This is a genomic window from Streptomyces sp. NPDC051219 (assembly GCF_040682335.1).
Taxonomy (GTDB): domain Bacteria; phylum Actinomycetota; class Actinomycetes; order Streptomycetales; family Streptomycetaceae; genus Streptomyces.
Window position 1 is genome coordinate 318,999 of record NZ_JBFBAS010000002.1, and the last position, 15,155, is coordinate 334,153.

The 15,155-nt window shown below is 70.2% G+C and carries 12 protein-coding genes; 1 reads left to right on the plus strand and 11 read right to left on the minus strand.

Features of this window, described 5'->3' with window-relative positions:
* The 11 genes from ftsZ to rsmH form a co-directional block, all read right to left on the minus strand.
* Positions 1-1,218, minus strand: a complete 1,218-nt coding sequence (gene ftsZ / locus AB0M62_RS04220) for a cell division protein FtsZ (RefSeq protein ID WP_366072548.1) — start codon at positions 1,216-1,218, stop codon at positions 1-3.
* A gap of 284 nt (positions 1,219-1,502) precedes the next feature.
* Positions 1,503-2,306 (minus strand): FtsQ-type POTRA domain-containing protein, encoded by an 804-nt coding sequence (locus tag AB0M62_RS04225; RefSeq protein WP_366072549.1) that lies wholly within the window; start codon positions 2,304-2,306, stop codon positions 1,503-1,505.
* A gap of 41 nt (positions 2,307-2,347) precedes the next feature.
* Complete coding sequence (gene murG, locus AB0M62_RS04230) at positions 2,348-3,442, minus strand: undecaprenyldiphospho-muramoylpentapeptide beta-N-acetylglucosaminyltransferase (RefSeq protein ID WP_366072550.1); 1,095 nt, start codon at positions 3,440-3,442, stop codon at positions 2,348-2,350.
* Positions 3,443-3,448: 6 nt separating this feature from the next.
* Positions 3,449-4,849, minus strand: coding sequence for a putative lipid II flippase FtsW (ftsW, locus tag AB0M62_RS04235; RefSeq protein ID WP_366072551.1), 1,401 nt, complete (start codon positions 4,847-4,849; stop codon positions 3,449-3,451).
* A gap of 97 nt (positions 4,850-4,946) precedes the next feature.
* Entirely contained in the window at positions 4,947-6,341 is a 1,395-nt protein-coding gene (gene murD / locus AB0M62_RS04240) for a UDP-N-acetylmuramoyl-L-alanine--D-glutamate ligase (RefSeq protein WP_366072552.1), read from the minus strand.
* An 11-nt stretch (positions 6,342-6,352) separates the two neighbouring features.
* Positions 6,353-7,423 (minus strand): phospho-N-acetylmuramoyl-pentapeptide-transferase, encoded by a 1,071-nt coding sequence (gene mraY / locus AB0M62_RS04245; protein WP_366072553.1) that lies wholly within the window; start codon positions 7,421-7,423, stop codon positions 6,353-6,355.
* Positions 7,420-8,841 carry a UDP-N-acetylmuramoyl-tripeptide--D-alanyl-D-alanine ligase gene (murF, locus tag AB0M62_RS04250; protein WP_366072554.1) on the minus strand — a complete coding sequence of 474 codons (1,422 nt, stop codon included), beginning with the start codon at positions 8,839-8,841 and terminating at the stop codon, positions 7,420-7,422. The genes mraY and murF overlap by 4 nt, the downstream gene beginning before the upstream one ends.
* A gap of 4 nt (positions 8,842-8,845) precedes the next feature.
* Positions 8,846-10,516 (minus strand): UDP-N-acetylmuramoyl-L-alanyl-D-glutamate--2,6-diaminopimelate ligase, encoded by a 1,671-nt coding sequence (locus tag AB0M62_RS04255; protein WP_366072556.1) that lies wholly within the window; start codon positions 10,514-10,516, stop codon positions 8,846-8,848.
* A 16-nt stretch (positions 10,517-10,532) separates the two neighbouring features.
* The gene (locus tag AB0M62_RS04260) at positions 10,533-12,467 is read right to left on the minus strand and encodes a penicillin-binding protein 2 (RefSeq protein ID WP_366072557.1); all 1,935 of its coding nucleotides are present in this window, start codon (positions 12,465-12,467) and stop codon (positions 10,533-10,535) included.
* A 4-nt stretch (positions 12,468-12,471) separates the two neighbouring features.
* Positions 12,472-13,020: a cell division protein FtsL gene (locus tag AB0M62_RS04265; protein WP_366072690.1), complete on the minus strand. Its 549-nt coding sequence runs from the start codon at positions 13,018-13,020 to the stop codon at positions 12,472-12,474.
* An 85-nt stretch (positions 13,021-13,105) separates the two neighbouring features.
* Positions 13,106-14,065 carry a 16S rRNA (cytosine(1402)-N(4))-methyltransferase RsmH gene (gene rsmH, locus AB0M62_RS04270; RefSeq protein WP_366072558.1) on the minus strand — a complete coding sequence of 320 codons (960 nt, stop codon included), beginning with the start codon at positions 14,063-14,065 and terminating at the stop codon, positions 13,106-13,108.
* Between the two features lie 427 nt (positions 14,066-14,492).
* Between rsmH and AB0M62_RS04275 the strand changes: the two genes are divergently transcribed.
* The gene (locus AB0M62_RS04275) at positions 14,493-15,065 is read left to right on the plus strand and encodes a carbonic anhydrase (protein ID WP_366072559.1); all 573 of its coding nucleotides are present in this window, start codon (positions 14,493-14,495) and stop codon (positions 15,063-15,065) included.
* Positions 15,066-15,155: the final 90 nt, after the last annotated feature.

Here is a 15,155-nt window from a genome sequence, read left to right on the forward strand (position 1 = left end):
TCACTTCAGGAAGTCCGGGACATCCAGCTCTTCGGCCTGGCTGTCCGGGTACGGACGGGCCGTCGGGACATGCGGCGGCGCGACCGGCGCGGCCGGGACCTCGTTCACCGGGGCCGGCTCGACGGGGGCCTGCACATCCTCGCGCGGGGCGACGCTGCCGAGGCCGCCGCCGAACGACGGGCGGCTGGGCTCGGCCGCGCGAACCGGCGGCGCGGGCTCGTCGCGCTTGGCGGAGGTGGAGCCGATCACGTTCTCCCGGCGGGCCGGCGGCTGACCGCCGTCGAACCCGGCGGCGATCACGGTGACGCGCACCTCGTCGCCGAGGGCGTCGTCGATGACCGCGCCGAAGATGATGTTCGCCTCGGGGTGGGCGGCCTCGCTCACCAGCTGGGCGGCCTCGTTGATCTCGAAGAGACCGAGGTCCGAACCACCGGAGATGGAGAGCAGCACACCGCGGGCCCCGTCGATGGACGCCTCGAGCAGCGGGGAGGAGATCGCCATCTCGGCGGCGGCCACCGCGCGGTCGTCGCCGCGGGCCGAGCCGATGCCCATCAGCGCCGAGCCGGCCTCGGACATCACGGACTTCACGTCGGCGAAGTCGAGGTTGATCAGCCCCGGGGTGGTGATGAGGTCGGTGATCCCCTGGACACCGGAGAGCAGCACCTGGTCCGCGGACTTGAACGCGTCCAGCACGCTGACCTGGCGGTCCGAGATGGACAGCAGCCGGTCGTTGGGGATGACGATGAGAGTGTCGACCTCTTCGCGCAGTTCCGCGATGCCGTCTTCCGCCTGGTTGGCGCGGCGGCGGCCCTCGAAGGTGAACGGCCGGGTGACCACGCCGATCGTCAGCGCGCCCAGCGAGCGTGCGATGTTGGCGACGACGGGTGCGCCGCCGGTGCCGGTGCCGCCGCCCTCTCCGGCGGTGACGAAGACCATGTCGGCCCCCTTGAGGACCTCCTCGATCTCTTCGCGGTGGTCCTCTGCCGCCTTGCGACCGACTGCCGGATTGGCTCCGGCGCCGAGGCCCCGGGTGAGTTCACGGCCGACGTCCAGCTTGACGTCGGCGTCGCTCATCAACAGGGCTTGCGCGTCAGTGTTGATCGCGATGAACTCGACGCCCTTGAGACCGACCTCGATCATTCGGTTGATGGCATTGACACCACCGCCGCCGACACCGATGACCTTGATGACTGCGAGGTAGTTCTGCGGTGCTGCCACGTCGAAGGCCTCTCGCCTCGAGTTACGTGTCGCCGCTTCGCGGGCCGCGCCGCGACGACTGATGCCGAAATGGGACGGCCCGACTTACCCGGCTGCCGACCCGAACCCTAACGCTGAAGTTTAGGGTTACCAGTGTGTCTGTTCTCTGGACTCTTCCGAACAGGACACTAAGTCGACAAGTGGCGCACGTTCAACGAACACGCCGAACCTCCCGTTTTTCTTTTCACCCTATGTGATCACCCATATCGATGGCCAACCAGGGTGCTGGCCAGGTCGTATGTGCGTCAACTCCCCGATACCGCCGGGGCGGTGGGAGTGCTCACGTCGAAGTGCCCGGCCTTGGGGGCTGCTTTCATAAGTGCTGTGAGGGCCCGTGCCTTGGCCTTGCCCCGCTCGCCGCTCCCCCACACAACCGTCCGGTCACCGCTCAGCTCGAGCGAGATGGAGTCGTAGGAACGCACCCTGACGACCCGGAGATCCTCGGCGACCTCGCCGGGGAGTCGGCCCGTGACCCGTACCGCTTCGAGCACCAGCCGGCCGGTGTCGAAGCGGCGAAGACTAGGTGACTGATCCACCGTCAATTCCAGAAGCGGAACGCCGCGGGGGGCGTTGGGGACGGTGGCGAAGCGCACGCCTTCCTCGTCCACTTCGATGAACTTCGAGCCCGTTCTGATGAGCAGGACGGGCTTTCGCTCCACCACTTTCAGACCGATTCCGTGCGGCCATGCACGGACCACGTCGACGGAGTCGATCCGGGGCAGCCGGGTACGCAGCCGGCTCTCGATCGCCTCGGTGTCGACGGAAATGAGAGGAGAGCCGAGGGGAACATCGGCCGCCTCGCGCACCTCGCTGCGCGAGAGGACTTCGGTACCGGACGCGCTCACCCGCTCGACGCGCAGCCATGTCGAGCCGTAGAGCGCCCAGGTTCCGCCCGTCCCGAGGAAAAGCGCGGCGATAGCCGTCATGGCCAGCAGCCGCCGCCGGCGGAGCCCGAGCCGGCGGCGGGGCCGGCCCGGGCGGCGGGGCGGGCTCGGCCGCCGGCCCGACGTCTCTCGTTCACCGCGTTGTGCGGTCGTCGCTCCGGCCACGCTCCCTGTCGCCTCCTGCGTATGAGGCCCGTGCCGGGCGCTCAGCGGTTCCTTCGTGCGGCAATCGCCTCGTACACCATTCCGACCAGCAGATCGTCGGCGTCCCGGCGACCGAATTCGGCGGCGGCGCGGGACATCTCGTACAGCCGGTGCGGATCGGCCAGTACCGGAAGCACATGGCCCTGGACCCACTCGGGAGTGAGCTCCGCGTCGTCGACGAGCAGACCACCGCCGGCCTTGACCACCGGCTGGGCGTTGAGCCGCTGTTCGCCGTTGCCGATCGGCAGCGGGACGTACGCGGCGGGAAGCCCGACGGCGGAGAGTTCGGCGACGGTCATCGCGCCGGCGCGGCAGAGCATCATGTCGGCAGCGGCGTACGCGAGATCCATCCGGTCCACGTACGGTACCGGGATGTACGGCGGCATTCCGGGCATGTTGTCCACGCGCGGCAGTTCGTTCTTGGGGCCGACCGCGTGCAGGATCTGGATTCCCGAGCGCTGGAGCACCGGAGCGATCTGCTGGACCACCTCGTTGAGGCGGCGGGCGCCCTGCGAGCCGCCGGAGACCAGCAGGGTCGGCAGGTTGGGGTCGAGCCCGAAGGCCGCACGCGCCTCGGGGCGGACCCGGGCCCGGTCGAGGGTGGCGATGGTGCGGCGCAGCGGAATGCCGATGTAGCGAGCGCCGCGCAGCTTGCTGTCCGGAGTGGAGACCGCGACGGCGGCCGCGTAGCGGGAGCCGATCTTGTTGGCCAGTCCGGGGCGTGCATTGGCCTCGTGGACGATGATCGGCACCCCGAGGCGCTTGGCCGCGAGATAGCCGGGCAGCGCCACATAGCCGCCGAAGCCGACCACGCAGTCGGCCTTCGTGCGTTCCAGGATCTGCTCCGCCGCCTTGATGGTGCCGCGCAGCCGCCCGGGGACGGTGATCAGCTCGGGCGTGGGCTTGCGCGGCAGCGGTACGGCGGGGATCAGCCCCAGCTCGTAACCCCGCTCGGGCACGAGACGGGTCTCGAGCCCGCGCTCCGTGCCGAGGGCTGTGATGCCCACGGTCGGGTCCTGCCTACGCAGGGCGTCCGCGAGGGCGAGCGCCGGCTCGATGTGGCCGGCGGTCCCCCCACCGGCGAGTACGACATGCACCGAAATTCACCGCTCTCCGGACGGACGCCTCTTGGCGCGCCGTCTCATCGACTTCCATCTCACCCCGGCCCGCTTCTTGCCGAAGACAGGCTGTCGCATGGCAAGCGCCGCACGCGCCGCGGGCTCCTCACGCGCGAACGCGATCAGCAACCCGACGGCGAACATGGTCGGCAGCAGGGCGGAGCCCCCGTAGGAGAACAGCGGGAGCGGGACACCGGCGATCGGCAGCAGGCCGAGCACCGCACCCATGTTGATCACAGCCTGGGCTGTGATCCAGGTGGTCACACCTCCCGCGGCATACCTCACGAAGGGGTCCTCCGTGCGTCCGGCCACGCGGATACCCGCATAGCCTAGAGCCGCGAACAGGGCGAGTACCGACAGCGTCCCCGCCAGACCCAGTTCCTCCCCGGTGATGGCGAAGATGAAGTCGGTGTGCGCTTCGGGCAGTTGCCCCCATTTTTCCACACTCGCACCCAGCCCGGATCCAAACCATCCGCCCGAGGCAAGAGCATAGATTCCGTGCACTGCCTGCCAGCACACGTCCCCCTTCCCCGGCTCGGTGGCACCGATGCAGGCCAGCCGGTCCATCCGGTGGGGGCTGGTCTTGATGAGCAGCAGGCCGATCACGGCGGACACCGCGAGGACTCCGGCGAAGAGCCGCGTCGGGGCGCCCGCCATCCACAGCAGGCCGAAGAGGATCGCGGTGAGGATGATCGCGGTACCCATGTCACCGCCGAGCATGATCAGCCCGAGCAGCAGGAAGGCGACCGGCACGAGGGGCACCAGCATGTGCTTCCACTGGCCCAGCAGCCGTCTGTCGTGCTTGCGGGCCAGCAGATCGGCGCCCCAGAGGATCAGTGCCAGCTTGCCGAACTCGCTTGGCTGGAGCTGGAAGGGCCCGCCCAGATAGATCCAGTTCTGGTTTCCGTTGACGGCATGCCCTATCCCCGGCACCTGGACCAGAATCATCAGGAAGACGGTTCCGGCGAGCAGCGGGTACGACAGGGCCCGGTGCAGCTTGGACGGCATCCGCGCGGCGATCACCAGCAGGCCCGTGCCGAGCACGGCCGCCACGAACTGCTTTCCGAAGAAGTAGGAGGCGGGCAGGGAGAGCTGCAGCGCCCGGATCATCGAAGCGGAGTACACCATCACCAGGCCGAGCACGGTGATCAGCAGGGCGCTGCCGAGGATGAGGTAGTACGCGGTCAGCGGCCGGTCCCAGGCCTGCTGCATCTGCCGGTACAGCCGCAGGACGCCTTCCAGGGGGCTCCGTCGCGAGGGACGCGACGGCGGGACGGGGCGGCGCCGTCCCTGGACCCTGGGCGGGGCGGACGGGCGCCCTGACCCCGCCGTGGTGCGCTGCCGCAGCGCAAGCCTGAAGGGTTCTGCGGTTTCGTCGGCCGGCATCACTGGTGTTCCCCTCCACTCGTGCCCGGCGCCGTCTCCGGGAGTCGTCCGCGGAGGCCGCAGGGCCACAAGGCCGCCGCGGCGGAGGCCGGGCCGGCTAGGCGCTCTCGGCGGCCAGCTCGCGTACCGCTTCCGCGAACGCCTCGCCGCGCTTGTTGTAGTTGGCGAACATGTCCATCGAGGCACACGCCGGGGCCATCAGTACCGTGTCCCCGGGCTGGGCGAGGCGTGCCGCCTCCCGGACCGCCGCCGACATCGCCCCAGTGTCGGTCCGGTCGAGGTCGACCACCGGGACCTCCGGGGCGTGTCGCGCGAGGGCTTCGCCGATGAGGGCACGGTCGGCGCCGATGAGGACGACTGCGCGGAGCCGCTTGGCCGACTTGGCGACGAGCTCGTCGAACGTCGCGCCCTTGGCCAGGCCGCCGGCGATCCAGACGATCGGCCGGTACGCCGCGAGGGAGGCCTCCGCGGCATGCGTGTTGGTCGCCTTGGAGTCGTCGATGTACGTCACCCCGCCGACGTCCGCGACGTGCTCGATGCGGTGGGCGTCGGGGCGGAAGTTGCGCAGCCCGTCGCGTACGGCCGTGGGCGGGACGCCGAAAGCGCGCGCGAGGGCCGCCGCAGCGAGCGCGTTGGCGATGTTGTGCGGGGCGGGCGGACTGACGTCCGCGACCTCGGCCAGCTCCTGCGCCTGCGCGTGGCGGTTCTCGACGAACGCGCGGTCCACCAGGATGCCGTCGACGACGCCGAGTTGGGACGGGCGTGGGGCGCCGAGGGTGAAGCCGATCGCGCGGCAGCCCTCCTCGACGTCCGCCGCACGGACCAGGTCCTCGGTGGCCGGGTCGGCGGTGTTGTAGACGCAGGCGACCGTGTTGCCCTCGTAGATCCGGCCCTTGTCCTTGGCGTACGCCTCCATCGAGCCGTGCCAGTCGAGGTGGTCGGGGGCGAGGTTGAGCACGGCCGCGGAATGGGCCCGCAGTGAGGGGGCCCAGTGCAGCTGGTAGCTGGAGAGCTCGACGGCCAGGACGTCGTACTTCTCGTCACCGACGATCACGTCGATGATCGGAGTGCCGATGTTGCCGACCGCGACGGTCCGCAGCCCGGCCGCCGACAGGATCGACGCCAGCATCTGGGTCGTGGTGGTCTTCCCGTTGGTGCCGGTGATCGCCAGCCAGGGGGCCGCGTCGGGGCCGCGCAGCCGCCAGGCGATCTCGACATCGCCGACCACGTCCACACCGGCCGCGGCGGCCGCCGCGAAGAGCGGGCTGCCGGGCTTCCAGCCGGGCGAGGTGACCACGAGTTCGGTGCCGGCCGGCAGTGTCTCCGCGTCGCCGAGGCGTACGGAGATGCCGTCGGCCGCCAGCTCAGCCGCGCGCGAGCGGTGCGTATCGCTCTCGCCGCCGTCCACGACCGTCACCACAGCGCCGAGGCCGGCCAGGGCGCGGGCGGCACTGATGCCGCTCACGCCCAGACCGGCGACGGTGATGCCCATGCCCTGCCAGGTCACTTGTCGGCCGCCCAGCCCGCGTAGAAGAGTCCCAGTCCGACGATCACACACATGCCCTGGATGATCCAGAAGCGGACCACCACAAGGACTTCGGACCACCCCTTGAGTTCGAAGTGGTGCTGCAGTGGCGCCATACGGAAGACGCGCTTCCCAGTGAGCTTGAAGGAGCCGACCTGGATGACCACGGACATGGTGATCATCACGAACAGGCCGCCGAGGAGGGCGAGCAACAGCTCCGTGCGGGAGCTGATGGCGAGGCCCGCCAACGCGCCGCCCAGGGCGAGCGAGCCGGTGTCACCCATGAAGATTTTGGCCGGCGAGGTGTTCCACCACAGGAAGCCGAAGCAGGCGCCCATCAGGGCGGAGGCGACGATCGCGAGGTCGAGCGGATCGCGGACCTCGAAACACGCATCGGGGTTGGTGAGGGTCTGTGCGTTGGCGCAGGACTCCTGGAACTGCCAGACGCCGATGAAGGTGTACGCGCCGAAGACCATGACGGAGGCGCCGGTGGCGAGACCGTCGAGGCCGTCGGTGAGGTTCACGCCGTTCGACATCGCGAGAATCATGAACAGCGCCCAGACCACGAACAGCACCGGGCCGATCGACCAGCCGAAGTCCGTGACGAACGACAGCTTGGTGGAGGCCGGGGTATTGCCCCGGGCGTCCGCGAACTGCAGCGCCAGCACCGCGAAGGCGATACCGACGATCAGCTGTCCGGCCATCTTCGCCTTGGCCCGCAGACCGAGCGACCGCTGCTTGACGATCTTGATGTAGTCGTCGAGGAAGCCGACCAGGCCCATGCCCGCCATCAGGAAGAGGACGAGCAGCCCGGAGTACGTCGGCTGACTGGAGGTGATCACCTTCGTCAGCGCGTACGCGATGAGCGTGGCTAGGATGAAGGAGATACCGCCCATGGTGGGCGTGCCCTTCTTGCTGCCGTGGCTGCGCGGCCCGTCGTCCCGGATGAACTGACCGTAGCCCTTGCGGGCGAGCAGCTTGATGAGCAGCGGGGTACCGACGAGAGTCAGGAAAAGCCCGATGACTCCCGCAAAGAGGATCTGCCTCATCGGACGGCGACCTCACCCTCGGTACCGCTGTCGAGCAGCGCCAGTGCGACCCGCTCCAGACCGACCGACCTGGAAGCCTTCACCAGCACGACGTCTCCCTTGCGCAGTTGACTGCGCAACAGGTCGACCGCCGCCTGCGCGTCGGACACGTGCACCGACTCCTCACCCCACGAACCCTCGTTATATGCGCCCAGCTGGATCCAGGACGCTTCCCTGCCCCCGACTGCCACGAGCTTGCTCACGTTGAGCCGGACGGCGAGCCGTCCGACCGCGTCGTGCTCGGCGAGCGACTCGCCACCGAGCTCGGCCATCGTGCCGAGCACCGCCCACGTACGGCCACCTTCGGCCTTGGCCGCTTCCCCCATGGCGGCCAGCGCGCGGAGCGCTGCTCGCATGGATTCCGGGTTCGCGTTGTAGGCATCGTTGACGACCGTCACACCGTCCGGACGCTCGGTGACCTCCATACGCCAGCGGGACAGCGTGCCCGCCTCGGAGAGCGCCAGTGCGATCTCGTCGGTGGGCATGCCCAGCTCATGGGCGACGGCGGCCGCGGCGAGCGCGTTGGACACGTGGTGCTCACCGTACAGCCGCAAGGTCACGTCGCTGCACCCGGTGGGTGTGTGCAGCGTGAAGGACGGCTGTCCCTGGGCCGTGAGCCGGACATTCGAGGCACGTACGTCGGCGTCCTCGGCCTCTCCGAAGAGGACCGTACGGGCCTTGGTACGGGAGGCCATGGCGCGGACCAGCTGGTCGTCGGCGTTGAGTACCGCGAGACCGTCCTCGGGCAGCTCCTCCACCAGTTCGCCCTTGGCCTCGGCGATCTGCTCCCGGCCGCCGAACTCTCCGATGTGCGCGGTGCCGACGTTGAGCACCAGGCCGACCTTGGGCGGTGTCAGGCCGGTGAGGTAGCGGATGTGGCCGATGCCGCGGGCGCCCATCTCCAGGACGAGGTGCTGGGTGTCCTCGGTGGCGCGCAGCGCGGTGAGCGGAAGCCCGATCTCGTTGTTGAGCGAGCCGGGCGTCCATACGGTCGGGCCGTGGCGCTGCAGCAGCTGCGCGATGAGGTCCTTGGTGCTGGTCTTGCCCGCCGAGCCGGTCAGTCCGACGACGGTGGTGCCGAGGCGTTCGACGACGGCCCGGGCCAGGGCGCCGAGCGCCACCTCCACGTCCTCGACCACGATGGCGGGGACGCCGACGGGACGGGCGGCCAGTACGGCTGCCGCGCCCGACTCGACGGCGCGCCGTGCGTAGTCGTGGCCGTCGACCTGACCGCCCACGAAGGCGGCGAAGAGGCCGCCGGCCTCCACCTGGCGGGAGTCGATAACGACCGGTCCGCTGATCCGGACCTGCGGGTCCGGTATGTCGTACGACTGCCCGCCGACGATTTCGGTGATCTCGGCGAGGGAGAGGGCGATCACTGCTTCATCCCTGACTGTTCTCGTGACGATGGGCGAGGATCGCGGCGCGCAGCACCTGGCGGTCGTCGAAGGGGCGTACCACTCCGGCGATGTCCTGGCCCTGCTCATGTCCCTTGCCCGCGACGAGGACCGTGTCGCCGGCCTCGGCACGGGCCACGGCCGCGGCGATGGCGGCGGCACGGTCGGCGTCGACCAGGACGTCGCCGCGTTCGTGGACCGGCACCTCGGCTGCGCCGGCGAGCATCGCGGCGAGAATCGCGAGGGGGTCCTCGGAGCGGGGGTTGTCGGAGGTCAGTACGGCGGTGTCGGCGAGCCGGGCGGCGGCTGCGCCCATCGGGCCGCGTTTGGTCTTGTCCCGGTCGCCGCCGCAGCCGAGCACGACGTGCAACTTGCCCTCGGTGACCTTGCGCAGCGAGCGCAGGACCGATTCGACGGCGTCCGTCTTGTGTGCGTAGTCGACGACCGCGAGATACGGCTGGCCGGCGTCCACGCGCTCGAGGCGGCCCGGTACACCGGTGACGGCGGCGACCCCGTCGGCCGCGGTCTGCGGGTCGGTCCCGGCGACGGCGAGCGTGACGATCGCGGCGAGCGTGTTGGCCACGTTGAACGGGCCGGGCAACGGCGCGGAAGCCCTGATCCGCTCGCCCTTGGGGCCGATGGCGGTGAACGTACTGCCTCGCGGGCCGACTTCGACGTCCCCGGCCCGCCAGTCGGCGTCCGGGTGGCCCTCGGCGGAGAAGGTGGTGACCGGCACGGTCGCCTCCTTGACCAGCCTGCGGCCGTACTCGTCGTCGAAGTTCACCACGGCGACGCGGCTGCGCTCCGGGGTGAAGAGCTGCGCCTTCGCCCGGAAGTAGTCCTCCATGTCGGAGTGGAACTCCATGTGCTCCGGGCTCAGGTTGTTGAAGACCGCGACGTCGAAGACGCAGCCGTCAACCCGGCCGAGCACCAGCGCGTGGCTGGAGACCTCCATGGCGACCGACCGGACACCGCGTTCGCGCATGACGGCGAACAGGGCCTGGAGGTCGGTGGCCTCGGGGGTGGTGCGCTCGGACTTGATCCGCTCCTCCCCGATGCGCGTCTCGACCGTGCCGATGAGACCGGTGAGACCGCCGGCCGCCTTGAGACCGCCCTCGATCAAGTACGCCGTGGTGGTCTTGCCGGAGGTACCGGTGATGCCGATCTGGAGCAGGTCGCGCCCCGGCCGCCCGTAGATCTCGGCGGCGAGTTCGCCCATCCTGCCTCGCGGGTCCTCCACGACGAACACCGGCAGGCCCGTCGCGGCGGCGCGTTCGGCGCCGGCCGGGTCCGTCAGGATGGCGGCGGCTCCGAGGTCCGCGGCCTGGGCCGCGAAGTCGGCGCCGTGCAGCCGGGCCCCGGACAGGGCCGCGTAGACGTCACCGGGGCGCACCGCGCGCGAGTCGTGCGTGATGCCGGTGGCCTCTCCCGGGCCAGGGTTCTCGACGCCCAGCAGGCCGGCCAGCTCACCGAGCGGGATCGGGCGGACCTGTGCGGGCCGAGGCGCTCCGGGGTGGTTCACCGGGGCTTCCTTCTGGGGCGTTGGGGACTGATCAGCGTGGGGCACGGCGGTGAGCGTACCGGGCGTACCCGGCCGGTCGCGAAGTGAGGGGCCCCGGGTGCTGTCGTTCCCCGGGTCCTGGGTGGTGGTCGTCACTGGTGGATCCCTTGCGTCACTCGCCGGCTGCGAAGGTCACCGGCAGCCCGGCGGGAGCCGTGCCGGTCGGTGCGATTTGGAGAGTCTTCAGCGCGAACTCCATGACCTGCTGGTAGATGGGTCCGCAGATCTGGCCGCCGAAGTAGCTGCCCCTGGTGGGGTTCTGGATGGCGCAGTAGACGGTGATGCGCGGGGCGTCGGCCGGGGCGAAGCCGGCGAACGAGGCGGTGTAGCCCTTGTACCGGCCGGTGGCCGGATCCACGCGGTTGGAGGTTCCGGTCTTCCCGCCGACCCGGTAGCCGGGGATCTTCGCCTTGGTGCCGGTGCCCTCCCGGTCGTCGACGACCGATTCGAGCATGGCGGCCAGGGTCTTGGCGGTCTTCTCGCTGACCACCCGGGTCTTCTTCGGAGCGGCGGCCGGGACGAACGTGCCGTCGGGTCCCTTGGCGCCGCGTACCAGCGTGGGCTCGACGCGTACACCGCCGTTGGCGATGGTCGAGTAGACCGATGCCGCCTGCATCGCGTTGAGCGACAGTCCCTGGCCGAACGGAATCGTGTACTGCTGCGAGGTGGACCAGTCCTCGGGCTCGGCGAGGATGCCCCGCGACTCTCCCGGGTAGCCGAGGCCGGTGGGCGATCCGATCCCGAACTTGTGCAGGTAGGAGTGCAGCACCTTGTTGGCCTGCGCCTGAGTCTTGCCCAGCTGCCCGGTGGCCAGAATCGTACCGATGTTGCTCGACTTGGCGAGTACGCCGTTGAGCGTCAGGTACCAGGTGGGGTGATCGATGTCGTCCTTGAACAGCCGGTCGCCTCGGTGCAGCCGGTTCGGCACGATGACATGCGTGCCGGGTGTGGCGGCCTCCTCCTCCAGCACGGCGGCCATGGACATGACCTTGCTGGTGGAGCCGGGTTCGTACACGTCCTGGAGCGCGGCGTTGCCCATGGCCGCCGCGTTGGCCTCCGAGAGGTCGTTGGGGTCGAACCCGGGGGCGTTGGCCATGGCCAGAACCTCCCCGGTGCGGGTGTCCTGGACGATGACGTAGCCGCGGTCGGCCGCGGATTCGGCGACCTGCTTCGAGATGGCGTTCTGGGCGGCCCACTGGATGTCGCGGTCGATGGTCAGCTCGATGTCCGAGCCGGGGACCGCGGGGTTCTCGCGGGCGCTGACCGTCGGCACCCGGCGGCCGCCGGACTGCGCGTAGGTGATCTCGCCGTCCTTGCCCGCGAGTTCCTCGTTCAGCTTGGACTCGAGACCGCCGGCGCCCTTCCCGTCGGCGTTGACGTAACCCAGTATCCCGGCTGCCAGCTCTCCGTTGGGGTAGACGCGTTTACTGCTCGGCTCCTGGAAGACGCCCGCCAGAGCGTTGACGCCGGGGCCGCCCCTGGCGCGGTCGGCCCTGGCCTTGTCCTCGAAGACGCTCTTGAGGTCCTTGATCTGGTTCCACGTCTGCGGGGTCTGGCGGCGGGCGAGCACGACGTACTTCGTCTTCGGCGTCCGCAGCTTCGCGGCCACGGCCTTGGCGTCCTGCCCGAGGATCGGCGCGAGGAGCGCGGCTGCCTGCTCGGGCGCGTCCGGAACCTTGCTCTCCTCCTTCGTGAACATCGTCGGGTCGGCGGTGATGTCGTACGCGTCCACGCTGGTCGCGAGCGCGACACCGCGGCGATCGGTGATCTCGCCGCGTTCGGCGGTCAGCTTGTAGCTGGCGTACCGGTTCTTCTCGGCCTTGGCGGCGTACGCGGAGGCGTCGACGGCCTGCACCTGGAGCAGCCGTACGACGAAGGCCAGCATGACCATGGTCAGCCCGAGACTGACCAGCCGGAGCCGCGGCCTGGGGCTGCCGAGCTTGATCGACTGCGGTGTCCGGGACGGGGCCGCCGGGCGGGGCCGGCGAGCCGCGGGGCGCGCGGAGGGGCCGGGTACCCGGCGGCGCGGGGGTTCCTTGGCGGTCACGACGTCACCTGCCGGGTGTCGGAGTGGGCTGCGCGGACGTACTCGGCGGGGCGGCGGACGGCGCCCCGCCGGGGGCGGCGGACCAGGGCCGGGGTGCCGACGCGGGGGTGGCGGACGGCGTCACGGTCGGGGTCCCCGTCGCCGGGGCGGACGCGGGTGGGGATGCGGGCGGCGTGGCCGGAAGCGACGGGGAGGGGGCCTGCGAGGGCGCCTGGGGAGCGGACAGCGGCGACGGGAGTGCCGTGGCCTTCTCGACCAGCCCCCGGACTGTCCCGTCCGGGTCGAGGAAGACCGGGTTTCCGCCGGGCACCATGCCCAGCTCCTCGGCCCGCCGCGCGAGGGCGTCGGGCGCGGAGTACGCGTCGACGTCCCGTTGCAGTGCCTGCTGCGCGTCGGTGAGGTCGGTGGTCTCCTTCTTCAGCCTGCTCAGCTGGAACGAACCCTGGTTGAGCGCCGAGTTCAACAGCAGCAGGGTGATGAGTCCGCCGCCCAGCAGCACCACGACGAGCAGCACGAACGGAGTGCGTGCTGCCGTGGCGGAACCCGAGGGCATCAGCCGGGCCAGCCTCGCTGCCCTGCCCCGCAGTTGCTTGGGCGGTTTCCTCACACAGTCCCCCGATGCGGTGCGGACGGAACGCTCACAGGGCCTCCTCGCGAATGCGCTGCGCCCCGCGAAGCCGGGCGGGTGCGGCGCGGCGGTTCTCCGCGACCTCCTCCTCGGTCGGCAGTTCCGCGCCACGGGTGAGGAGCTTGAGCTTCGGCTGGTAGCGCTCGGGTACGACCGGCAGTCCGGGCGGCGCCGTGTTGGCGGCTCCGGCGGCGAAGACCTGCTTGACCAGCCGGTCCTCGAGCGAGTGGTAGGAGAGGACGGCGATGCGGCCGCCGACGGCGAGCGCCTGCACCGCGGCCGGGATCGCCCGCTCCAGGACGGTCAGCTCACCGTTGACCTCGATACGCAGAGCCTGGAAGGTGCGCTTGGCCGGGTTGCCGCCGGTGCGCTTGGCCGCCTGCGGCAGCGACTCGCGGATCAGCTCGACCAGCCGGGCGCTGTTGCTGAACGGCTCCTTCTCCCGCTCGCGGACGACCGCGCTCACGATCCGCTTGGCCTGCTTCTCCTCGCCGTACGCACGCAGGATCCGGACCAGCTCACCCGGCGGATAGGTGTTCAGCACCTCGGCGGCGCTGACCCCCGTCGTCTGGTCCATGCGCATGTCCAGCGGGGCGTCCTGGGCGTACGCGAAGCCGCGGCCGGCCTCGTCGAGCTGCATCGAGGAGACGCCGAGGTCGAAGAGGATGCCGTCCACACGGGGGGTGCCGAGCCGGTCGAGGACCTCGGGCAGCTCGTCGTAGACGGCGTGCACCAGAGTGGCCCGGTCACCGAAGGGCCCGAGCCGTTCGCCGGAGAGGCGCAGCGCCTCCTTGTCCCGGTCCAGGGCGATCAGCCGGGCCTCGGGGAAGGCGGTGAGCAGGGCCTCGCTGTGCCCGCCGAGGCCTAGAGTGCAGTCGACGACGACCGCCCCCGGCCGGTCCAGAGCCGGTGCCAACAGGTCCAGGCACCGCTGGAGCATCACCGGGACGTGTCGGCTCTGGCTGCTCATGCGCCCTCTCAGGTACCGGCGCGGCCGTACGCACTGCCGGGTCCCCGCCCGCTCCAAAGGGGAACGGTCCGCCGGCACCGGGGAAGGGGCGCCGGCCGGCCGGGAGCGGGAGGAGGCCGAGCCGTACGTACGCGCCGCGCACGCGGGGGATGTTTCGGAGGTACTCGGGAGTACCTGGTCAGTGTGAAGCGGAAAGGAGCGCGTCTCGCCTCCCACTCCGCGTCACTTTAGTCCACGCGACCTCCCGGTCAATCAACCGACCTGCGCGTCGCGAAGCATGCATCCGGCTGAGCCGCAAACGGAACAGATCACCCGGATGAGCGGGGTGATTACCCCCCTGTGGGTTAGCTCACAACAAGCCTGGTTGACGTTCTTTGTCCCTCCTCACAGCGGGCCGGGACCCCTCGTGACCACTACCGTCATACTCATGTCGACTTCCGCATCGCTCCCCGCCGGGTCCGCCGATAACGCCCGCACCGGCGGCACCGTCACCGACCGGCTCGTCGAGGCAAACCGGCGCTACGCATCCGCGTTCCGCGACCCGGGCATGGACGCGCACCCCGTGCTCAAGGTCGCCGTCGTCGCCTGTATGGACGCGCGCCTCGACCTGCACGCCGCCCTCGGGCTCGAGCTCGGGGACTGTCACACCATCCGCAACGCGGGCGGTGTGGTCACCGACGACACCATCCGGTCCCTCACCATCAGCCAGCGCGCGCTGGGCACCCGCAGCGTGATCCTGATCCACCACACGAACTGCGGCCTCGAGAGCCTGACCGAGGACTTCCGTCACGAGCTGGAGGACGAGGTCGGCCAGCGGCCGGCCTGGGCAGTAGAGGCCTTCCGCGATGTGGAACAGGACGTTCGCCAGTCGATGCAGCGCGTACGCACCTCACCGTTCCTGCCGCACACCGACGACGTCCGCGGCTTCGTCTTCGACGTGACCACGGGGCTGCTGAGGGAGATCGACCGGCCGGCTGAGCAACATCTCGGCAACAGCTGAGCAGCGAAAAAGAGCGCAACCCCCGACATAACCCACTCACTTATCCACAGCCGAGTGACACGAAGCGGTAACGGCAACAACAATGCGGGG